We start from the raw sequence: 20,877 nt of genomic DNA on the forward strand, positions 1-20,877 counted from the left end.
ACGGTGTTGCGGTAAATCTTTAGAAATTGCCTTTCACCCAAGCCTGCAACCGCTCGAACAACGGCGCTTTCGCTTCGTCGTCGCTTCTGTAGCTGTCGCGGTTGCTCGGGCCCGACAGGGAAATGCCGTCGGTCTGCTTTTGCAGCCCGTACAACAGCAAGCCCACACCGGTGGAATAAATCGGGTTGCGCACTACGTCGCCCAGGCCTTTCACGCCATGGGGCACGCCCAGGCGGACCGGCATGTGGAAGATTTCCTCGGCCAGTTCGACCGCGCCTTCCATCTTCGAGGTGCCACCGGTCAGCACGATGCCGGCCGGGATCAAATCTTCGTAGCCGCTGCGACGCAGTTCAGCCTGGATCAGGGTGAACAGTTCGTCGTAGCGCGGCTCGACCACTTCGGCCAATGCCTGGCGCGACAGTTCGCGCGGTGGACGGTCGCCCACGCTTGGCACCTTGATGGTTTCACCAGCACCGGCCAGCTTGGCCAGGGCGCAGGCGTAACGGATCTTGATTTCTTCGGCGTACTGGGTCGGTGTGCGCAACGCCATGGCGATGTCGTTGGTCACCTGGTCACCGGCAATCGGGATCACCGCGGTGTGACGAATCGCACCCTCGGTGAAGATCGCGATGTCCGTGGTGCCGCCGCCGATGTCCACCAGGCACACGCCCAGTTCTTTTTCGTCGTCGGTCAGTACCGAGTAAGCCGAAGCCAACTGCTCGAGAATGATGTCGTCGATTTCCAGGCCGCAGCGGCGCACGCATTTTTCAATGTTCTGTGCCGCGTTGACGGCGCAGGTCACTACGTGAACCTTGGCTTCCAGACGTACGCCCGACATGCCCAGGGGCTCGCGAACGCCTTCCTGGTTATCGATCACGTAGTCCTGCGGCAGGGTGTGCAGCACGCGCTGGTCAGCCGGGATCGCCACGGCTTGCGCTGCGTCGAGTACCCGCTCCAGGTCGGCCGAGCTGACTTCGCGGTCGCGAATCGCCACGATGCCGTGGGAATTCAGGCTGCGGATGTGGTTGCCGGCAACGCCGACAAATGCCGAGTGAATCCGGCAACCGGCCATCAGCTGCGCTTCTTCGATGGCGCGCTGGATCGATTGCACGGTGGATTCAATATTCACCACCACGCCCTTCTTCAGGCCCCGGGACGGATGCGTGCCGATTCCGACGATTTCCAGCGTGCCGTCGTCCGCGACCTCGCCTACCAGCGCCACCACCTTGGAGGTGCCGATATCCAGACCGACGATCATTTTGCCGCTTTGCACGTTTGCCATGGGTCCTGCCTCTTCTTAATTCTTCGCGACAGCAGGTTGCGCTGCCGTGGGCGCCGCAGGGGCCCGCCAGCCGACGGCAAGGCCGTTGGCGTAACGCAGGTCGATGCTCGCAATGTTCGTAATCTGTTCTTTCAAGGTCTTTTCATAGATGGCGATAAAACGGCGCATCTTTTCCACCAGGTTGCCGCGTCCCAGCAACAACTCGATGCCCGGGCCGGAACTGCCTGCACCCGTGGTCAAAAACCAGCTGCCCCGCTCGCGCAATTCCAGTCGCGCAATCGAGAAGCCCAACGGCCGCAGCATCTGGCTCAACGCCTGGTACTGCTGCATCACTTGCTGCTGCGCCCGCTGCGGCCCGAACAACTGCGGCAGGTGCTCGTAATTCGCCACTTCGCGAGGTGCAAACGCCTGGCCCTGGTTGTTCAACAGCGCACCATCACCCCAACGGGCCACGGGCAGTTGTTCTTCCAGGCGGATCGTCACTTGATCCGGCCACACGCGACGTACTTCGGCGTGGGCAATCCATGGCATCTGTTCCAGCTCGGAGCGCATGCCTGCCAGGTCGATGGTGAAGAAGCTCGACGCCACAAACGGGGCGATTCGCTGCTGCACGGCTTGCTGGCTGATGTAGCTCAAGTCACCCTGCACGCTGATCTTGGTGATCGGCCGGTCGGCATACGGCAGCAGGCGCTGGGCGCCTTCATACGTACCAAACCCCAGGGCCACCAGGATCACCGGCCAGAACAGCGCCTTGAGAAAACCAAAGTTGGCTTTCGGCATGCGCGCCGACATCGGCTCTTTAGCCACCATTCGGCTGGCACCACGCGGCACCGGCTTGCGGCCGGGAGCGGGTTGCTGATGACGAAGCGATGCGCCGTTCATGGTCTTAGCCTCGTGGCTCTATGCTTGCTGCCAGGATCGCCAGCACCAACTGCTGGAAATCCAGGCCGGCGGCACGAGCGGCCATGGGTACCAGGCTGTGGTCGGTCATCCCGGGTGCAGTGTTGACTTCCAGGAACCAGAAGTTCCCCTGGTCATCCTGCATCACGTCTGCCCGCGCCCAACCGGCGATACCCAGCGCCTCACAGGCTTTCGCCGTGAGGTCCATCAATTCCTGTTCCTTGGCTGCGTCGAGGCCGCACGGGATCCGGTACTGGGTATCGGAGGCCACATACTTGGCGTCGTAGTCGTAAAAGGTGTGGGGCGTGCCCAATGCGATGGGCGGCAATACCTGGCCACGCAGAGTAGCGATGGTGAACTCGGGACCTTGAATCCACTGTTCCACCAACACTTGCGAATCGTAGGTACTGGCCGCTTTCCATGCGTCAATCAATTCGGCGGCTGAGTTCACTTTAGCCATGCCGATACTGGAGCCTTCATGGGCTGGTTTGACGATCAAAGGCAGGCCCAGTTCCTTGGCTGCAGAAATACAATCGTCTTCGCTGCACAGCACGCTGTGACGCGGGGTCGGAATACCCAGGCTGTGCCACACCTGCTTGGTCCGCAACTTGTCCATGGCCAGGGCCGAAGCGAGGATGCCGCTGCCGGTATACGGAATGCCCAGGCACTCCAGCAGGCCCTGCATGCTGCCGTCTTCACCGCCACGGCCGTGAAGAATGATGAAGGCGCGGTCGATCTTCTCGGCCTGCAGGCGCGACAGGAAGTCATCACCCACGTCGATGCCGAACGCATTCACACCGGCACTTTGCAGCGCTTCCAGCACGGCATTGCCGGACTTCAGCGACACTTCACGCTCAGCGCTCTTGCCACCGAACAGCACCGCAACCCGGCCGAAGTCGGCAGGTTGAATGGTCGAGAACAGGGAGCCGTAGTCAGTGGTCATTTCGACTTCCCCTGTGCGGCGGCAAACAGCGGGCTTGCCAGCAATTTAGGGGCGAGGCCACCGATGTCACCGGCACCCTGGCACAGCAGGATGTCGCCGGCACGCAGCAGCGGCTTGACGATCGGCGCCAGGTCCACACCACGCTCGATGTAGATCGGGTCCAACTGGCCGCGTTGACGGATGCTGTTGCACAGCTTGCGGCTGTCGGCACCCGGGATCGGTTCTTCACCGGCCGGGTAGACTTCCATCAGCAGCAACACGTTGGCATCCGCCAGTACATTGACGAAATCGTCGTACAGGTCGCGGGTACGGCTGTAGCGGTGCGGCTGGTACACCATCACCAGGCGGCGTTCCGGCCAGCCACCGCGTACGGCCTTGATCACCGCTGCCACTTCGGTCGGGTGGTGACCGTAGTCGTCCACCAGCATCACGTTGCCGCCGTCCACCGGCAGTTCGCCGTAGACCTGGAAGCGACGACCCACGCCGGCAAAACCCGACAGGCCTTCGACGATGGCTTCATCGCTGACGCCTTCGTCGGAGGCGATGCAGATGGTCGCCAGGGAGTTGAGTACGTTGTGGTTGCCCGGCATGTTCACCGAGACATCCAGCGGCTCGCGGTCAGGACGCAGCACGGTGAAGAAAGTCTGCATGCCTTGCTGGCGCACATTGATCGCGCGCACGTCGCAGTCTTCGCTGAAGCCGTAGGTCACGGTCGGACGCTTCACCAGCGGCAGGATTTCGCGCACCACCGGATCGTCCAGGCACACCACGGCCAGACCGTAGAACGGCAGGTTGTGCAGGAACTCGACGAAGGTTTTCTTCAGTTTGTTGAAGTCACCGTCGTAGGTCGCCATGTGGTCGGCGTCGATGTTGGTCACCACGGCCACCAGCGGTTGCAGGTGCAGGAAGCTGGCGTCGCTTTCATCGGCTTCGGCGATCAGGTAACGGCTGGTCCCCAGTTGTGCATTGGTGCCGGCTGCATTCAGGCGGCCACCGATGACGAACGTCGGGTCCAGGCCACCGGCGGCGAACACCGAGGCGATCAGGCTGGTGGTGGTGGTCTTGCCGTGGGTACCGGCGACGGCGATGCCGTGGCGGTAGCGCATCAGCTCAGCCAGCATTTCGGCACGCGGCACTACGGGAATGCGGCGTTCAAGGGCGGTGGCCACTTCCGGGTTGGAGGTGTTCACGGCACTGGAGACCACCAGCACATCGGCTTCGGCGGCGTTCTCGGCGCGGTGGCCGATAAAGATTTTTGCGCCAAACGATTCCAGGCGCTCGGTGACCGGCGACATTTTCAGGTCGGAGCCGGACACCTGATAACCCAGGTTCAGCAACACTTCGGCGATCCCGCACATGCCCACGCCGCCGATACCGACGAAGTGGATGCGACGGATGCGGCGCATTTCCGGTTGCGGCATGGCTTTCTGATTCTCAACCATGGGCCACCTCCAGGCAGATATCGACCACGGTGCGGGTTGCGTCAGGTTTGGCCAGGCGGCTTGCGGTGCTCGCCATGCTGTTCAGTCGTTCCGGTTGCATCAAAACCTCGGTCAGGCGTGCGGCCAAATCGGCGGCGCCAGTCGTTCTTTGCGGCAGCAGGAAGGCAGCGCCCTCCCCAGCCAAATATTCGGCGTTGCGGGTCTGGTGATCGTCGATCGCGTGGGGCAAAGGCACCAGCAAGGACGGCAGACCGGCGGCAGCCAGTTCACTGACGGTCAACGCACCTGCGCGACAGACCACCAGGTCGGCCCAGCCATAGGCTTGGGCCATGTCTTTGATGAAGGGCTGCACATTCGCCTCCACACCCGCATCGCGATAACGCGTGGCGGTCACTTCATCGTGGTTCTTGCCGGCCTGATGGAAGATCTCCGGGCGCAGCTCCACGGGGAGTTGCGACACCGCTTCAGGCAGCAATTTGTTCAACGGTTCGGCGCCCAGGCTTCCGCCCAGGATCAACAGGTGCGCCTTGCGACCGGCCAATGGCTGGCGGGCGATGTCCATGAACAGTTCGGTACGCACCGGGTTGCCGGTGGTACGCAACTTGTCCGCGGCACCAAAGGTCTTCGGAAACGCCTCGCATACCCGTGCAGCCAAGGGCACCAGCAAGCGGTTGGCAGTGCCGGCCACGGCATTCTGCTCGTGGACGATCACTGGCACGCCGGCGAGTCTTGCCGCAACACCGCCCGGGCCGGTCACGTAGCCACCAAAGCCCAGCACGCATACCGGCTTCACTTCACGGATCACCTTGCGCGCCTGCCACACGGCCTTGAGCAACACGAACGGCGCCTTCAGCAGGGACAATTTGCCCTTGCCACGCAAGCCGGTGACGTTGATCAAATGCAGCGGCAAGCCGGCATTCGGTACCAGATCATTTTCGATGCCGCGCGGCGTACCGAGCCAATGCACGCTGTAGCCGCGGTTCTGGAATTCGCGGGCACAGGCCAGCGCCGGGAACACGTGGCCACCGGTGCCGCCTGCCATGATCAGCACGTTAGCGCCCATGGTTCGGCTCCTCGGCGAAGTCGCTTTCGCTGAACTCCATCTCTTCGCTGCCCAGGTGGGTCCGACTCTCCCACTCGATACGCAGCAACAACCCGAGACAGGCGCAGCAAATCACCAACGAACTGCCGCCGTAACTGAGGAACGGCAAGGTCAGGCCCTTGGTCGGCAGCAGGCCGACGTTCACCCCGATGTTGATCAGGAACTGGCCGATCCACAGGAACGACAAGCCGTACGCCACGTAGGCGGCGAAATATTGCTTGGCCTTTTCGGCCCACAAGCCGATGTACATGCCGCGAACACACACGAACACGAACAGCGCGACGGTGCACAGCGAACCGACCACGCCCAGCTCTTCGGCGAGTACCGAGAACACGAAGTCGGTGTGGGCTTCCGGCAGGTAGAACTGCTTCTGCACGCTATTGCCCAGGCCCACGCCCAGCCACTCACCGCGACCGAAGGCGATCAACGCCTGGGTCAACTGGTAGCCGGAACCGAACTGATCGGACCACGGGTCGGTAAAGGTAATCAGACGGGCCATCCGGTAGGGTTGCGCCTGCACCAGAATGGTCACGGCGGCCACCGCCAGCACCACCATCAAGGTGAAGCGGAACAGGCCGACGCCGCCGAGGAACAGCATCGCCGCCGCCGCCCCCATCATTACGACGGTGGCACCGAAGTCCGGCTCCATCAGCAACAGGCCGGCCATGGGCAGCAGCACGATGAATGGCTTGAAGAAGCCCATCCAGCTTTCGCGTACTTCTTTCTGGCGCCGCACCAGGTAGCCGGCGAGGTAGATCACCACGAACACCTTGGCGATTTCCGAGGGCTGCACGTTGAACGCACCGAAGCCGATCCAGCGCATCGAACCGTTCACCTCACGCCCGATGCCGGGCAGGATCACCATCACCAACAGGCCGAAGGCGCCCACCAGCATCAGCCAACCCAGGCGCTGCCAGGTGGCGATCGGGATCATCATGGTGACGATGCATGCGCCAAGGCCAATCACCAGGTACACCAGGTGACGGATCATCATGTACAGGGTGTTGCCCGATTGCACCGCAGCCACTTCCGAGGAGGCCGAGGTGATCATCACCAGGCCCAGGCCCAGCAGCGCGAGGCAACCGGCAAGCATCGGGAAGTCCAGGTCGATACCGCGCCCGGTAATGATCGGCGACGGGTACGGCTTGATGATGTTACGGAAATTGATACTCATGCCAAGGCCTCCACGGCGCGGGCGAACAGCTGGCCGCGCTCTTCGTAGTTCTTGAACATGTCGAAACTGGCGCAGGCAGGCGACAGCAGCACCACGTCGCCCGGCTGAGCCAAGGCTTTGGATTGGGCGATGGCATCGTCCAGGGACTGCGCGCGCACCTGCGGTACGGCGTCGCCTAGGGCATCGGCGATCAGGCCGGAATCACGGCCCATCAGCACCACGGCGCGGCAGTTGGCGGCGACCGGGCCTTTAAGGTCCTTGAAGTCGGCACCCTTGCCGTCGCCACCGGCAATCAGCACGACCTTGCCTTGAATGTCGGCACCCAAGCCTTCGATGGCAGCGAGTGCCGCACCGACGTTGGTGGCCTTGGAATCGTTGTAATAGCCAACGCCATCCAGCTCGCGAACCCATTGGCAGCGATGCTCAAGGCCGGCAAAGCTGCGCAGGGCAGAGAGCATGGCGTCGAACGGCAAGCCAACTGCGTGACCGAGCGCCAGCGCCGCCAGGGCGTTGGCCTGGTTGTGGGCACCACGGATTTTCAGTTCGCGCACCGGCATCAGGTTCTGGAATTCGAAGGCCAGGTATTTCTCGCCGTTCTCTTCCCGAAGGCCGAAGGCCTTGAAGTCAGGCTTGTTCAGGCCGAAGGTCCAGCACGGCAGACCTTCGCCGATCAGCGGACGGCTCAGGGCATCCTGACGGTTCACCACCACTTGCCGCGCGCCACGGAAGATCCGGTGCTTGGCCAGGTGATACGCCGGCAGGCCGCTGTAGCGGTCCATGTGGTCTTCGCTGACGTTGAGCACGGTGGCCACTTCGGCGTTGAGCTGGTCAGTGGTTTCCAGCTGGAAGCTCGACAGCTCCATCACGTACAGCTCGACGTCGTCGTTGAGCAGGTCCAGCGCCGGCGTGCCGAGGTTGCCGCCCACGGCCACGCGCTTGCCGGCCGCAGCCGCCATCTCGCCCACCAGGGTGGTGACGGTGCTTTTGGCGTTGGAACCACTGATAGCCACGATCGGCGCCTTCGCGTTACGCGCGAACAGCTCGATATCGCCGGACAACTTCACGCCACGGGCCGCCGCCGCTTGCAGGGCCGGTGTCGCCAGGGCCAGGCCGGGGCTCACGTAGAGCTCATCGGCACGGCACAGAAACTCGACATCCAGCTCGCCACAACGCACTTCCACGTGCGGGTAGTCACGGCGCAGCGTGACCAGCTCCGGTGGATTTTCCCGCGTATCGGCCACGGCAAACGACGTGCCCCGGTTCGCCAGGAAGCGAACCAGGGACATGCCGCTCTTGCCGAGGCCGACAACGATGCGGAAGTGGTCTGAAGCGATCAGGGACACTCGTTTCTACCTCAGTTTCAGGGTGGCAAGGCCGAACAGAACCAGAATCACGGTGATAATCCAGAAACGGACAATCACCCGCGGCTCAGGCCAGCCCTTGAGTTCAAAGTGGTGGTGAATCGGCGCCATGCGGAACACGCGGCGCCCGGTCAATTTGAAGGAGGCAACCTGGATCACCACCGACAGGGTTTCCATCACGAACACACCGCCCATGATGAACAGGACGATTTCCTGGCGGACGATCACCGCGATGGTGCCCAGGGCGGCGCCCAGCGCCAGTGCGCCGACGTCGCCCATGAAGACTTGTGCGGGGTAGGTGTTGAACCACAGGAAGCCCAGGCCCGCACCGATCAACGCGCCGCAGAACACGATCAGTTCACCCGCGCCCGGTACATACGGGATCAGCAGGTATTCAGCGAATTTCACGTTACCCGACAGGTAGCAGAAGATGCCGAGGGCGCCGCCCACCATCACCGTCGGCATGATCGCCAGGCCGTCGAGGCCGTCAGTCAGGTTGACCGCGTTGCTCGAGCCGACGATCACGAAGTAAGTCAGTACCACGAAGCCGACACCCAGCGGGATGCTGGCGTCCTTGAGCATCGGGATGATCAGGGTGGTCTCGACCGCGCTTGGCGCAGTCATGAACAGGAAGATCGCCGCGCCGAGGCCGAACACCGACTGCCAGAAATACTTCCAGCGGCTAGGCAGCCCCTTGGAGTTCTTCTCGATCACCTTGCGGTAGTCATCTACCCAACCGATGGCGCCGAACAGCAGGGTCACCAGCAGCACGGTCCAGACATAACGGTTATGCAGGTCAGCCCACAGCAGCGTACTGATGCCGATGGACGACAGGATCAACGCACCGCCCATGGTCGGGGTGCCGGATTTGGACAGGTGCGACTGCGGGCCGTCGTTGCGTACCGACTGGCCAATCTGCAGGTTTTGCAGGGTACGGATCATCCATGGCCCGAGGAACAGCGACAACGACAGCGCGGTCAGCACACCCAGGATCCCGCGCAGGGTCAGGTACTGAAAGACCGCGAAGCCTTTGTGGAACTGTTGCAGATACTCAGCCAGCAGCAGCAGCATTAATGTTTCTCCGTACTTGAGCCACACAAGGCCGCGACGACGTTTTCCATCACCGCGCTGCGCGATCCCTTGATCAAAATAGTGGTGTGTTTGTCTTGTTCAGCCGCACTCAGTGCCTGGATCAGTTCGGCCTGGCTGGCGAAATGCCTGGCGCCCGGCCCGAAGGTGTCCACGGCGTGCAGCATGTTCGGGCCAACGGCGTAAAGGGCATCGACCTTGCCGGCGGCGTACGCGCCGACTTCACGGTGAGACTGTTCGGCCCACTCGCCCAGCTCGGCGATATCTCCCAGCACCAGCACCTTGCGACCGTCGAAGCTGGTCAGCAGGTCGATGGCGGCACAGATCGAGGACTGGTTGGCGTTGTAGGTGTCATCAATCACGCGCATGCCGTTGCTGGCCAGTTGCGCGACGGTGCGGCCCTTGACCGGTTGCACGGCGCCAAGGCCGGTGGCGATGCCAAACAACGACACGCCCAGCACGTGGGCGGCGGCGGCGGCAGCCAGGGCATTGGCGACGTTGTGGTTGCCCAGCAGGTTCAGTTGTACGTGCTCGTCACCTTGCGGGGTATGCAGGGTGAAGGACGGGCAGCCACGGGCGTCGGCCTTGATATTCGAGGCATGGAAATCGGCAGCGGCGTTGTGCACCGCGAAGCTCAACACCTTGCGACCGGCGGCACGTACACGCCAGGTTTCGAAGGCCTTGTCATCGAGGTTCAGCACGGCAGTGCCGGATGCGTCGAGGCCTTCGATGATTTCGCCCTTGGCTTCAACGATCTTTTCAGGGCCGCCAAACTCGCCGACGTGGGCAGTACCGGCGTTGCTGATCACCGCGACATGAGGCTTGGTCATGGCCACGGTGTAGGCGATTTCGCCGATGCGCGAAGCACCCAGCTCAATGACGGCCGCCGTGTGTTCCGGGGCCAGTTCGAGCAGGGTCAGCGGAGCGCCGAAGTCATTGTTCAGGTTGCCACGGGTCGCCAGGACCGGGCCGCGCGTGCGCAGGATGCCGGCCAGCAGCTCCTTGACCGTGGTCTTGCCGCTGGAACCGGTGATCGCCGCAACAGGCTTGGTGAAGGCGGCACGGTTCAGCGCCCCCAGTTGGCCGAGGGCCAGGCGGGTGTCGGCGACCAGCAATTGTGGCAGCGTAGAGTCAGAGACTTCGCGCTGCACCAGAGCGCCGACAGCGCCTTTGGCAGCGACGTCATTCAGGTAGTCATGGCCATCGAAGCTCGGGCCGGCCAAGGCGACAAACAGTTGCCCGGGCTTGATCGTCCGGCTGTCGATGCTGACGCCATCAAAGCTGCAATCAGCCGACAGCACGCGGGCCGACAAGGCCTGGGTCAGTTCGCTGAATGTGAGCGCCTTAAGCATGGGCCACCTCCCATGCGGTCAAGGCATGATCGGCCTCGACCAGATCAGAGAAGGCGTGACGTTCGCCGTTGATTTCCTGATAGTCCTCGTGGCCTTTACCGGCCAGCACCACCACATCGTCAGCACTTGCGCCGGCGATCAATTGGGCGATGGCTGCACCGCGACCGGCAACGAATGTCGCCTTGGACGCATCTTTAAAGCCGACACGAATATCATCGAAAATCTGGCTTGGGTCTTCGCTGCGCGGGTTGTCGTCAGTGACGAGCACACCGTCGGCCAGTCGCTCGACGATTTCCGCCATCAGCGGGCGCTTGCCGCGATCGCGGTCACCGCCACAGCCGAACAGGCACAGCAATTTACCCTTGGCATGGGGGCGCAGGGCCTGCAGGATTTTTTCCAGGGCGTCCGGCGTGTGGGCGTAATCGACCACCACCAGCGGCTGGGTGCCGCCGCCGAGGCGCTGCATGCGACCGGCCGGGCCTTCGAGCTTCGGCAGCACCCGCAGGATTTCGTCGAGGGCGTAATCCAGGCCGAGCAAGGCACCCACAGCGGCCAACACGTTGCTCAGGTTGAAACGCCCGAGCAAGGTGCTGCGCAAATGGTGCTCGCCCTGTGGCGTAACCAGCGTGGCGCGCACGCCTTCGTCATCAAAGGTGGCTTCACGGCAATACAGGTAGGCGCTGGAGTCTTCCAGGCTGTAGCTGATCAGGCGACCGTCGCCTTGGGCGGCGGCCAGTTGGCGACCGAATTCGTCGTCCAGGTTGACCACCCGGCACTTCAGGTCATTCCAGGCAAACAGCCGGGCCTTGGTGGCGGCGTAGGCCTCCATGGTCCCGTGGTAATCCAGGTGATCGCGGGACAGGTTGGTCATCACCGCCACGTCGAACGCCAGGGCAGTCACGCGCCCCTGGTCCAGACCGTGGGACGAGACTTCCATGGCAACCGCCTTGGCACCGGCCTTTTTCAGGTCGGCCAGGGTCGCTTGCACGGCAATCGGGTTAGGCGTGGTGTGCAGCCCGCTTTGCAGCGCGCCGTAGAAACCGGTGCCCAGGGTGCCGACGATGCCGCAATGCTGACCCAGCAGGTCAAGCGCCTGGGCAACCAATTGGGTCACGCTGGTCTTGCCGTTGGTACCGGTCACGCCCACCAGGTTCAGGGTGCGGCTCGGGTCGCCATAAAAGCGCCCGGCGATGTCCGACAATTGCGCAGCCAGGCCCTTGACCGGAATCAAAGGCACGTCGGTGATCGGCAGCACGGTGGCGCCTTCCACTTCATAGGCTACTGCCGCAGCGCCGCGTTGCAGCGCGTCGGCGATATGGTCACGGCCGTCGAACTTGCCACCCGGCACTGCCAGGAACAGGTCGCCGGCACGCACATTACGGCTGTCCAGGGTCAACTCGCGAATCAGCAGATCGCGGCCGGCGTGGGCAAAAATCTTGTTCAGGCTCAGAGACATCAGCCGCGCCCTCCATTGGCTTTTACAGCAGCGGCCGGCGGGCCGGCGTTCGCTTGTTGGGTAGCCGGCAGGTTGTCCGGCGTGATGTTCATCAGGCGCAACGTCCCGGACATCACCTTGCTGAACACCGGCGCCGATACCAGGCCACCGAAGTAACCGGCTTTGCTCGGCTCATCGATCACCACGACGATGGCGTAGCGCGGATCGCTCATCGGGCCGAAGCCTGCGAACAGCGAGCGGTAGGAGTTTTCGGCGTAGCCCTTGGTACCCACGGCGGTTTTACGCGCGGTACCGGACTTGCCTGCCACGTGATACGCCGGCACCTGGGCACGGAACACGCCACGTGGTGCTTCGATCACTTGTTGCAGCATGCCTTGCATGGTCTTCGCGACGTTTTCCGGGATCACCTGGGTCGCAGGCGGCGCCTCGTCCAGGTGGATCAGGCTCAGCGGCACCATGCGGCCGTTGTTGGCCAGCACCGAGAAGGCGTGGGCCAGTTGGATGGCTGTTACCGACAGGCCATAACCGTAGGAAAGCGTGGCGGTCTCGGCTTTTTTCCAGTCACGGTAGTTCGGCAGGTTGCCCACACGTTCGCCCGGGAAGTCCAGGCCGGTGGGTTGCCCCAGGCCGACTTTCTGCGCGAGGTGGTAGATGGCTTCGCCGCCGATATCGAAGGCGACTTTACTCATGCCCACGTTACTGGAGTTGATCAGGATACCTGTCAAATCCAGCACCGGACCTTCGGTGCGCGACACGTCACGAATGGTGTATTTGCCCAGCTGCAATGTGCCCGGGTAAACCTCGACCTTATCGGCCGGTTTCCAGCGCCCGGTTTCCAGGGCGGCACTCATGGAAATGGCTTTCATGGTCGAACCCGGCTCGAACACGTCGATCATGGCGCGGTTGCGCATCATCGCCGGCTGCAGGTTGCGACGGTTATTCGGGTTGTAGGTCGGCTGGTTGACCATGGCGAGAATCTCGCCGGTCTTCACGTCCATGATCACCAGGCTGCCGGCTTTCGCACCGTTCTCGATGATCGCGTTACGCAGCTCACGGTTGGCCAGGTATTGCAGGCGCAGGTCAATCGACAACGCCAAGGGCTTACCGGCCTTGGCGTTTTTGGTGACCTGGACATCCTTGATCAGTCTGCCGCGCCGATCCTTGATGACCTGTCGTTTGCCGGGAACCCCGGCCAGCCATTCGTCGTAGGCGAGTTCCACGCCTTCGCGACCGTGATCATCAATGTCGGTGAAACCCACCATATGGGCAGTGGTTTCGCCGGCCGGGTAGAAACGCCGAAATTCCTCGATGCCATAGACACCGGGGACTTTAAGGTCGAGTACTTGCTGGCCTTGTTCGGGGGTGAGCCCGCGAACCAGGTAGATGAATTCTTTATTGGCCTGGGCTTCGAGGCGTTCGCTCAGGGCTTTCGGGTCCTGGCCCAGGGCGGCAGCCAGTTCCGGCCATTTGTCCTTGGCGGTCTGCATTTCCTTGGCGTTGGCCCACAGGGTGGTCACCGGGGTACTGACGGCCAGGGGCTCGCCGTTACGGTCGGTGATCAGGCCGCGGTGTGCAGGAATCGGGATATGCCGCAGGCTACGGGCATCGCCCTGGCCGATCAGGAAGTCACGGTCCACCACTTGCAGGTCGATAATCCGCCAGGCAATCGCGCCCACCATCAGTGCCAGCAACCCCAGCACTACGCGGAAACGCCACGGGTAGAGTGCGCCCTCGAGTTTCATCATGGCGCCACCATGCGAACTTCTGCAGCGCCCGGGATGTGCATCTTCAGTTGTTCAGTGGCCAGCACTTCGATGCGGCTGTGGGCCGTCCAGGTACTTTGCTCGAGGATCAATCGGCCCCACTCCGCCTGCGCCTTGTCGCGCACGCTCAATTCCCCGTACAGGGTATTGAGCAGTTGACGGTTGTAGTGGGCGCTGTAGGACACCGCAATCGCGGACACCAGCACGCCAACAAATAGCAGCAACATAAAGAAGCTGCCGCCCGGAAGGGGCTTGGCGAAAAGCTTGCTCACCGCAACTTCTCCGCAACGCGCATGACAGCGCTACGGGCACGTGGGTTGGCCTTGAGTTCGGCTTCGGAAGCGAACTGCGCTTTGCCATGGATTTTGATTTTCGGCACAAAAGCTTCGTAACGCACCGGCAGGTTGCGCGGCAGGTTGTCGGACTCGCCCTTGACCAGGCGACGCATGAACAATTTGACGATACGGTCTTCCAGGGAGTGGAAGCTGATCACCACCAGGCGACCGCCCACTTCCAGGGCTTCCAGGGCGGCTTCGAGGCCGGCTTCCAGGTCGCCCAATTCGTTGTTGACGTGAATACGCAGACCCTGGAACGCACGGGTTGCCGGGTTCTTGCCCTTTTCCCATGCAGGGTTGGCGACTTTCAGCACCTCAGCCAGGTCGGCCGTGCGCTCGAACGGCTGGATTTCCCGGCGTTCGACCACGGCACGCGCCATGCGGCCAGCGAAGCGCTCTTCGCCGTATTCCTTGAACACACGGGTGATTTCTTCGTGGGGAGCGGTAGCGATGAACTGCGCGGCGCTGATGCCACGGCTTGGGTCCATGCGCATGTCCAGCGGGCCGTCGTTCATGAAACTGAAGCCGCGCTCAGGGTCGTCCAGCTGTGGGGAAGACACGCCCAGGTCCAGCAGAACCCCGGCCACCTTGCCCGCCATGCCACGTTCGGCGACTTCTGCACCGAGCTCGGCAAAGCTGCGCTGCACAACGACAAAGCGGCCGTCTTCGGCCGCTAGCGCTTGCCCGGTGGCAATCGCTTGAGGGTCTTTGTCGAACCCGAGGAGCTTACCGTCCGGACCCAGCTGGCTGAGGATCAGCCGACTGTGCCCGCCCCTGCCGAAGGTGCCATCCAAATAGCAGCCATCCGCGCGTACGGCGAGAGCCTCAACGGCTTCGTCAAGCAGTACGGTGATGTGGTTAAAGCCGCTATCAATAGTCACAGGATCAAATCACGCAGTTCATCAGGCATGGCGCCCGGTTGTTGAATAGCAGCCAGGTCAGCTGCAGAAACAGCATCCCAGGCATCTTCGTCCCACAATTGGAACTTGTTCAGTTGGCCTACCAGCATCGCGCGCTTGTCCAATTTGGCGTATTCGCGCAGACGCGGTGGAACCAGGAAACGACCACTGCCATCGAGTTCGAGGTCGACGGCATTACCAATCAGCAAGCGTTGCAGGCGGCGGTTCTCTTCACGCAGTGAAGGCAGTGCACGCAACTTGGTTTCAATCAGCTCCCACTCATCGAGCGGGTACACACATAAACAGGGATCAACGGCATCGATGGTGATGATTAATTGCCCGGAACTTCGCGAAATGAGCTCGTCACGATACCGGCTCGGCATGGCGAGACGGCCTTTTGCATCGAGACTGATAGCGTTAGCTCCGCGAAACACAGATGCGTTTCTCCAAATTTTAGCGTTTTACGTTCAAAAAACCCACTTTGTGCCACTTTCCGCCACTTGCGCACACTATAGGAATGCGCCCACCACACCGTCAAGGCGCGGATTCAAGGAAAAGCCTTACAGAACGGAGATTTAGGAAGGTAAAGGGAGGAGAAACGAGAGTTTGACGGCGATTTTGACTCAACAACACCAAATAGCTCAAAGAGCTAAGGCTTAAAGTTAAAGTAATTTATTAAGAGTAAGATTTTTTCGGTATTACGAAGACGCATCTGCTGACGATTCAGCAGGGAGGGATTCTCGCGTTACTACCAGGTTCCTGCCCGAGATTCGGACAGAAGGAAAAAAGGTGGAGAGTCGATCTGTAAGCCGGGTTCTGTCTTGAACAGTCATTCGTCTACGATGGCCATCACTGGACATCTTTAGCAACCTACCCGGTCCCAGCGCGGGCCACGCCTTGGGACCCTATTTGGTCTTGCTCCAAGTGGGGTTTACCTAGCCACGAACTGTTGCCAGTCGTGCGGTGCGCTCTTACCGCACCTTTTCACCCTTACCGGTACCGAAGTACTTAGGCGGTTATTTTCTGTGGCACTTTCCGTAGGCTCACGCCTCCCAGGCATTACCTGGCACTTCGCCCTATGGAGCCCGGACTTTCCTCCCCCCTCTAATTTTCATAGAAGGCAGCGACTGTCCAATCGACTCTCCGCCGCGCAGGTTAACGGCACGGCGGCGTTAGAACAAGTATTAAAAGACACTAATGCCATCATGTTCAGACGGAGTGCAGGTTAGAACCCGGAACTATTCGCCCTTTTGTTTATCCAGCGCCACTTGATACAGGACGTTCTTGCGTACGCCGGTTATTTCCGCGGCCAATGCAGCGGCGCGCTTCAATGGCATCTCCTTGAGCAGCAGGTCAAGAATGCGCATTGCCTCGCTGCCCACGGCATCTTCGCTTTCCGGCGCCGACCAGCCGGCTACCAGCACTACGCACTCTCCGCGCTGCTGATTGCTGTCGCCCTCGACAAATTCGCGCAGTTCCTGCAGCGGCAAGCCCTTGAGGGTTTCGAAGGTCTTGGTGATTTCCCGCGCCAGCAGTGCCAGGCGATCGCCGCCGAACACCAGCTCCATATCTTGCAGGCACTCAAGGATGCGGTGCGGGGCTTCGTAGAAGATCAGCGTGCGTGGCTCTTCCTTTACCAGTTCCAGGCGCGCCCGGCGCCCGACGGCCTTGGCGGGCAGGAAGCCTTCGAAGATAAACCGGTCCGACGGCAAGCCGGCAGCAGACAATGCAGCAATCAGCGCGCACGCTCCCGGAACAGGCACTACATTGATACCAGCCGCCCGCGCCTGGCGAACCAGATGATAGCCAGGGTCGGAAATCAGCGGCGTACCCGCATCCGAGATCAACGCCACGTCATCACCCGCCAGCAAACGAGTGATAAAACGACTGCCTTCTTCACGTTCGTTGTGTTCGTGACAGGCGGCCAAGGGGGTCGGAATACCGAAATGTTGCATCAACCGCTGGGAGTGCCGAGTGTCTTCAGCCGCGATCAGTTTTACGTCGCGCAACACTTTCAGCGCACGGGCACTGATGTCGTCCAGGTTGCCAATGGGCGTCGCCACGACAAAAAGCGAGCCTGCAGTGGAATTCAAAGGACCTGGAGCAGTCAAAACGCACACCTCGATGGTTGGCAAAAGCCACATTGTAGCGCGTAGACGCCTTGAATATATGCCCTCGGGGCGGGTTCGATTTCAGCCGCCTATTGGGTCCTGCAACATTTACACGACCTAAATAGACGGTTTCACGCCAGTAACATCGCGCCCCGGCCAGTGCTTGGGTACAATTCCACGCTAATTTGATCGGTATCAGGAACACTTACATGATCGCTTGCCTGCGGCTGTTCTCTGCCCTCTGCCTCGCTGCCCTGTTGGCGGCTTGCGCCAGCTCGCCCTCGTCCAGCCTTGGCGACCTCCCCCGGACTCCGGATGCCAGCATCGAGCAACTGCTCGAACAGGCGACTTCGGCCAAGACTCCGGAAAAAGCCGCGCTGTTGCGCTTGAGTGCGGCTGACCTGGCGTTCCACCAAAACAATCCGGGACGCTCGGCGCAGATTCTTGCCCAGGTGCCACTGGACGTCCTGAAACCGGCGGCGCAGGTATTTGCCAGCACCCTGTCGGCGGAACTGGCGATGGCCCGCAACCAGCCCAAGGCAGCGTTGACGGCCTTGAATCACCCGAGCCTGCAAAGCCTCAAGGAACTGCCGCCTGAACAGCAGATCCGCACGGGCACCGTGCATGCCCGCGCCTATGAGGCCGACGGCCAGACCCTGGCCGCCGCCCGCGAGCGCGTCGCCATGGCCCCGCTGCTGACGGGCGATGCCTACAACAGCAACCACGAAGCCATCTGGGCACTGATTGCCGCCTTGCCTGCCGATCAACTGCAAGCCAGCGGCAACCCGACGCTGGACGGCTGGATCAGCCTGGCCCAGGCAGTCAAGGGCGCCGGTACTCTGGAGCAACAGCAGGCGGCCATCGACACCTGGCGCGCCCAGAACCCTGGCCACCCGGCAGCCTCGCAATTGCCGCAGCCGCTGACCAAGCTCAAGGAACTGGCCAGCCAGCCGCTGAACAAGATCGCCCTGCTGCTGCCGCAGGAAGGTCCGCTGGCCGGCGTTGCCAAGGCGCTGCGCGAAGGCTTCATGGCCGCGCACTACCAGGCTGAACAAGCCGGGCAGAAGCCGCCGGTGATCGAGTTCTACGACAGCTCGCGCCTGACCTCCATCGACGACTTCTACGCCAAGGCCCAGGCCGCCGGCGTACAACTGGTGGTCGGCCCGCTGGAGAAACCGCTGGTCAAGCAACTCAGCGCACGCCCGCAATTGCCGATCACCACCCTGGCCCTGAACTACAGCGAAGCCGACCAGAACCCGGCGCAACTGTTCCAGTTTGGCCTGGCCGCTGAAGACGAAGCCCGTGAAGTGTCCCGTCGTGCTCGCGCCGATGGCCTGCACCGCGCCGCCGCCATGGTGCCGAAAGGCGAATGGGGCGAGCGCGTCTACAAGGCATTCCGTCAGGATTGGGAAGCCAATGGCGGCACCGTGGTGGGCGTCGAGTACGTTGACCAGCCGGTAGCCCTGGCCCAGCAGATTGCCGACCTGTTCCAGCTGCGCAAGAGCGAAGGCCGCGCCAAGAGCCTGCAAAGCACGGTAGGTTCGGATGTTTCCGCCCAGCCATCGCGCCGCCAGGACATCGAGTTCATCTTCCTGGCCGTGACTCCGCAACTGGCCCAGCAGATCAAGCCGACCCTGAACTTCCAATACGCTGGCGACGTGCCGGTGTATGCGACGTCCCACGTGTTCAGCGCCAGTGGCGACAAGAACCAGTACCTGGACATGACCAACGTGATGTTCTGCGAAACCCCTTGGCTGCTGAACACCACCGACCCGCTGCGCAACCAGGTCGCTGCCCAATGGCCACAAGCCAACGGCAGCCTTGGCCGCCTGTACGCGATGGGTGTGGATGCCTACCGCCTGGCGCCGCGCCTGGGGCAGCTCAAGGCACTGCCGGACACTCGTGTCGACGGCCTGTCGGGCAACCTGGGTGTCAGCGCCAATCAGCGTGTCGACCGCCAGATGCCATGGGCGAAGTTCGTCGGTGGCGAGATCCAGCGCCTGCCTGATACCCCGCGCTGATGCCCGAGCGGTCAAGCGCACAAAGCGGCAAGGACGCCGAACTTCAAGCTCTCGAGTACCTGCAACAACAAGGTCTGCGCCTTCTGGCGCAGAACTGGTTATGCAAACGCGGCGAGCTTGATCTGGTCATGCTTGACGGCGATACAGTAGTATTTGTCGAAGTCCGCTACAGAAAACACGCACAATGGGGTGGCGCGCTCGCCAGTATCGACGGGCGCAAGCGCCAGAAGTTGATACTCGCCGCGCAGTTTTTCCTGCTCAAGGAGCGTCGCTGGGCCGATCATCCCTGCCGTTTCGATGTGGTTGCCATAGAAAGCACTCCCCGGGGAACAGCCGATCTGAACTGGCTGCAAGATGCCTTTGACAGCTGATTCGCCGGACATCTACACCGCACACTTTTGCTCTTTGCTTTGCGGGCTGCACATTCCTGTGCCAAACAGCCGCGCTACTTAAGGTCACACAGATGGACATGCAATCCCGAATTCGCCAGCTTTTCCAGGCCAGTATCGATACCAAGCAACAGGCGATGGACGTACTTGCACCGCACATCGAGCAAGCCAGTCAGGTCATGGTCAACGCCTTGCTCAACGAGGGCAAAATGCTTTCGTGCGGCAACGGCGGTTCGGCCGGCGATGCCCAGCATTTCTCCTCCGAGCTGCTCAACCGCTTCGAGCGTGAGCGCCCGAGCCTGCCGGCCATCGCCCTGACCACCGACACCTCGACGATCACCTCGATCGCCAACGACTACAGCTACAACGAAATCTTCTCCAAACAGATCCGCGCCCTTGGTCAGCCGGGGGACGTCCTGCTGGCGATCTCCACCAGCGGTAACTCGGCGAATATTATTCAAGCGATCCAGGCCGCACATGATCGTGAAATGATTGTCGTAGCATTGACCGGACGCGACGGCGGCGGCATGGCCTCGCTGCTGTTGCCCGAAGACGTGGAAATCCGCGTCCCGGCCAATGTCACCGCACGTATCCAGGAAGTCCACCTGCTGGCGATCCACTGCCTGTGCGATCTGATCGACAGCCAACTGTTCGGGAGTGAAGAATGACCGTTAAACGCCTTAGCCTATTGGCAATCACGCTGTGCCTAGGCATCAGCGGCTGCAGCTCGGTAATCGAAGCGAGCCGCGACACGCCCATCCAGGACGATAAAGGCACCCGCACTTTCGGCAGCAAAATCGATGACTCACTGATCGAGACCAAGGTTTCCGTCAACGTATCCAAGGCCGCTCCAGACCTGGGCAACGGCGCATCGCGCATCGTGGTCGTCAGCTTCAACGGCGTGGTGCTGCTCACCGGCCAAACCCCGCGCGCCGACTTGAAGGCCCAGGCTGAACAAGCTGCCGCCACTGTGCAGCGGGTCAAGAAGGTTCACAACGAACTGCAGGTGATGGAGCCGATCACCCTGCTGGCAATCAGCAACGACGCCCTGCTGACCACCAAGATCAAGACCCAGATGCTGACCGACAGCGCCATTCCCGGCTCTCGGATCAAGATCGTCACCGACAACGGCATCGTCTACATGATGGGCCTGCTGACCCAGGCAGAAGCCACCCGCGCCGCCAACCTGGTACAAAGTGTGTCCGGCGTACAGAAGATCGTGAAGCTGTTCGAATACATCGACTGATCTATCGTCAGC

19 protein-coding genes and 1 other RNA gene are annotated in these 20,877 nt (G+C 61.7%); 4 read left to right on the forward strand and 16 right to left on the reverse strand.

Features of this window, described 5'->3' with window-relative positions; genetic code table 11:
• Window positions 1-19: 19 nt before the first annotated feature.
• From ftsA to rsmI, 16 genes are all read right to left on the reverse strand, one after another.
• The gene (gene ftsA, locus V6607_RS27660) at window positions 20-1,282 is read right to left on the reverse strand and encodes a cell division protein FtsA (protein WP_003216224.1); all 1,263 of its coding nucleotides are present in this window, start codon (window positions 1,280-1,282) and stop codon (window positions 20-22) included.
• 15 nt (window positions 1,283-1,297) lie between these two features.
• The gene (locus V6607_RS27665; RefSeq protein WP_023659197.1) at window positions 1,298-2,164 is read right to left on the reverse strand and encodes a cell division protein FtsQ/DivIB; all 867 of its coding nucleotides are present in this window, start codon (window positions 2,162-2,164) and stop codon (window positions 1,298-1,300) included.
• 4 nt (window positions 2,165-2,168) lie between these two features.
• Complete coding sequence (locus tag V6607_RS27670; RefSeq protein ID WP_003216220.1) at window positions 2,169-3,125, reverse strand: D-alanine--D-alanine ligase; 957 nt, start codon at window positions 3,123-3,125, stop codon at window positions 2,169-2,171.
• Entirely contained in the window at window positions 3,122-4,567 is a 1,446-nt protein-coding gene (gene murC / locus V6607_RS27675) for a UDP-N-acetylmuramate--L-alanine ligase (protein WP_003216219.1), read from the reverse strand. Before murC ends, V6607_RS27670 begins: the two co-directional genes overlap by 4 nt.
• A complete protein-coding gene (murG, locus tag V6607_RS27680) occupies window positions 4,560-5,630 on the reverse strand; it encodes an undecaprenyldiphospho-muramoylpentapeptide beta-N-acetylglucosaminyltransferase (protein ID WP_134327307.1) in 1,071 nt (356 codons plus the stop codon). Before murG ends, murC begins: the two co-directional genes overlap by 8 nt.
• Window positions 5,620-6,843 carry a putative lipid II flippase FtsW gene (gene ftsW / locus V6607_RS27685; RefSeq protein ID WP_003216215.1) on the reverse strand — a complete coding sequence of 408 codons (1,224 nt, stop codon included), beginning with the start codon at window positions 6,841-6,843 and terminating at the stop codon, window positions 5,620-5,622. The genes murG and ftsW overlap by 11 nt, the downstream gene beginning before the upstream one ends.
• Window positions 6,840-8,186, reverse strand: a complete 1,347-nt coding sequence (murD, locus tag V6607_RS27690) for a UDP-N-acetylmuramoyl-L-alanine--D-glutamate ligase (RefSeq protein ID WP_076014386.1) — start codon at window positions 8,184-8,186, stop codon at window positions 6,840-6,842. Before murD ends, ftsW begins: the two co-directional genes overlap by 4 nt.
• Before the next feature lie 6 nt (window positions 8,187-8,192).
• Window positions 8,193-9,275 (reverse strand): phospho-N-acetylmuramoyl-pentapeptide-transferase, encoded by a 1,083-nt coding sequence (mraY, locus tag V6607_RS27695; protein WP_008434230.1) that lies wholly within the window; start codon window positions 9,273-9,275, stop codon window positions 8,193-8,195.
• On the reverse strand, window positions 9,275-10,645 hold the full coding sequence (murF, locus tag V6607_RS27700) for a UDP-N-acetylmuramoyl-tripeptide--D-alanyl-D-alanine ligase (protein ID WP_134327308.1): 1,371 nt from the start codon (window positions 10,643-10,645) through the stop codon (window positions 9,275-9,277). The genes mraY and murF overlap by 1 nt, the downstream gene beginning before the upstream one ends.
• Complete coding sequence (locus tag V6607_RS27705) at window positions 10,638-12,101, reverse strand: UDP-N-acetylmuramoyl-L-alanyl-D-glutamate--2,6-diaminopimelate ligase (protein ID WP_003216207.1); 1,464 nt, start codon at window positions 12,099-12,101, stop codon at window positions 10,638-10,640. Before V6607_RS27705 ends, murF begins: the two co-directional genes overlap by 8 nt.
• Window positions 12,101-13,843 (reverse strand): penicillin-binding protein 2, encoded by a 1,743-nt coding sequence (locus V6607_RS27710; protein ID WP_166742205.1) that lies wholly within the window; start codon window positions 13,841-13,843, stop codon window positions 12,101-12,103. The genes V6607_RS27705 and V6607_RS27710 overlap by 1 nt, the downstream gene beginning before the upstream one ends.
• Window positions 13,843-14,136, reverse strand: a complete 294-nt coding sequence (gene ftsL, locus V6607_RS27715; protein WP_003216203.1) for a cell division protein FtsL — start codon at window positions 14,134-14,136, stop codon at window positions 13,843-13,845. The genes V6607_RS27710 and ftsL overlap by 1 nt, the downstream gene beginning before the upstream one ends.
• Window positions 14,133-15,074, reverse strand: a complete 942-nt coding sequence (gene rsmH, locus V6607_RS27720) for a 16S rRNA (cytosine(1402)-N(4))-methyltransferase RsmH (protein WP_085984641.1) — start codon at window positions 15,072-15,074, stop codon at window positions 14,133-14,135. The genes ftsL and rsmH overlap by 4 nt, the downstream gene beginning before the upstream one ends.
• Before the next feature lie 2 nt (window positions 15,075-15,076).
• Window positions 15,077-15,532 carry a division/cell wall cluster transcriptional repressor MraZ gene (gene mraZ / locus V6607_RS27725; protein WP_003171868.1) on the reverse strand — a complete coding sequence of 152 codons (456 nt, stop codon included), beginning with the start codon at window positions 15,530-15,532 and terminating at the stop codon, window positions 15,077-15,079.
• 355 nt (window positions 15,533-15,887) lie between these two features.
• Window positions 15,888-16,241: RNase P RNA component class A (gene rnpB / locus V6607_RS27730), an RNA gene on the reverse strand.
• 95 nt (window positions 16,242-16,336) lie between these two features.
• Window positions 16,337-17,242, reverse strand: coding sequence for a 16S rRNA (cytidine(1402)-2'-O)-methyltransferase (gene rsmI / locus V6607_RS27735; RefSeq protein WP_161635740.1), 906 nt, complete (start codon window positions 17,240-17,242; stop codon window positions 16,337-16,339).
• Between the two features lie 176 nt (window positions 17,243-17,418).
• On the opposite strand from rsmI, the gene V6607_RS27740 reads away from it, so the two are divergent.
• The 4 genes from V6607_RS27740 to V6607_RS27755 all read left to right on the forward strand — a co-directional run bounded on the left by V6607_RS27740 (window position 17,419) and on the right by V6607_RS27755 (window position 20,865).
• A complete protein-coding gene (locus V6607_RS27740) occupies window positions 17,419-19,230 on the forward strand; it encodes a penicillin-binding protein activator (protein ID WP_017477693.1) in 1,812 nt (603 codons plus the stop codon).
• Window positions 19,230-19,601, forward strand: coding sequence for a YraN family protein (locus V6607_RS27745; RefSeq protein ID WP_076014393.1), 372 nt, complete (start codon window positions 19,230-19,232; stop codon window positions 19,599-19,601). Before V6607_RS27740 ends, V6607_RS27745 begins: the two co-directional genes overlap by 1 nt.
• A gap of 92 nt (window positions 19,602-19,693) precedes the next feature.
• The gene (locus tag V6607_RS27750) at window positions 19,694-20,287 is read left to right on the forward strand and encodes a phosphoheptose isomerase (protein WP_003216190.1); all 594 of its coding nucleotides are present in this window, start codon (window positions 19,694-19,696) and stop codon (window positions 20,285-20,287) included.
• Entirely contained in the window at window positions 20,284-20,865 is a 582-nt protein-coding gene (locus V6607_RS27755) for a BON domain-containing protein (protein WP_087692852.1), read from the forward strand. Before V6607_RS27750 ends, V6607_RS27755 begins: the two co-directional genes overlap by 4 nt.
• The last annotated feature ends 12 nt before the right edge of the window (window positions 20,866-20,877 follow it).

The sequence above is a fragment of the Pseudomonas sp. KK18 genome (assembly GCF_037094675.1).
In the GTDB taxonomy this organism is placed as follows: Bacteria; Pseudomonadota; Gammaproteobacteria; order Pseudomonadales; family Pseudomonadaceae; genus Aquipseudomonas.

Excerpts from the sequence above, each read along its gene's own strand:
- ftsA (WP_003216224.1), bottom strand. The coding sequence starts at position 1,282 with ATGGCAAACGTGCAAAGCGGCAAAATGATCGTCGGTCTGGATATCGGC.
- V6607_RS27665 (WP_023659197.1), bottom strand. The coding sequence starts at position 2,164 with ATGAACGGCGCATCGCTTCGTCATCAGCAACCCGCTCCCGGCCGCAAG.
- V6607_RS27670 (WP_003216220.1), bottom strand. The coding sequence starts at position 3,125 with ATGACCACTGACTACGGCTCCCTGTTCTCGACCATTCAACCTGCCGAC.
- murC (WP_003216219.1), bottom strand. The coding sequence starts at position 4,567 with ATGGTTGAGAATCAGAAAGCCATGCCGCAACCGGAAATGCGCCGCATC.
- murG (WP_134327307.1), bottom strand. The coding sequence starts at position 5,630 with ATGGGCGCTAACGTGCTGATCATGGCAGGCGGCACCGGTGGCCACGTG.
- ftsW (WP_003216215.1), bottom strand. The coding sequence starts at position 6,843 with ATGAGTATCAATTTCCGTAACATCATCAAGCCGTACCCGTCGCCGATC.
- mraY (WP_008434230.1), bottom strand. The coding sequence starts at position 9,275 with ATGCTGCTGCTGCTGGCTGAGTATCTGCAACAGTTCCACAAAGGCTTC.
- murF (WP_134327308.1), bottom strand. The coding sequence starts at position 10,645 with ATGCTTAAGGCGCTCACATTCAGCGAACTGACCCAGGCCTTGTCGGCC.
- V6607_RS27705 (WP_003216207.1), bottom strand. The coding sequence starts at position 12,101 with ATGTCTCTGAGCCTGAACAAGATTTTTGCCCACGCCGGCCGCGATCTG.
- V6607_RS27710 (WP_166742205.1), bottom strand. The coding sequence starts at position 13,843 with ATGAAACTCGAGGGCGCACTCTACCCGTGGCGTTTCCGCGTAGTGCTG.
- rsmI (WP_161635740.1), bottom strand. The coding sequence starts at position 17,242 with ATGTGGCTTTTGCCAACCATCGAGGTGTGCGTTTTGACTGCTCCAGGT.
- V6607_RS27740 (WP_017477693.1), top strand. The coding sequence starts at position 17,419 with ATGATCGCTTGCCTGCGGCTGTTCTCTGCCCTCTGCCTCGCTGCCCTG.
- V6607_RS27745 (WP_076014393.1), top strand. The coding sequence starts at position 19,230 with ATGCCCGAGCGGTCAAGCGCACAAAGCGGCAAGGACGCCGAACTTCAA.
- V6607_RS27750 (WP_003216190.1), top strand. The coding sequence starts at position 19,694 with ATGGACATGCAATCCCGAATTCGCCAGCTTTTCCAGGCCAGTATCGAT.
- V6607_RS27755 (WP_087692852.1), top strand. The coding sequence starts at position 20,284 with ATGACCGTTAAACGCCTTAGCCTATTGGCAATCACGCTGTGCCTAGGC.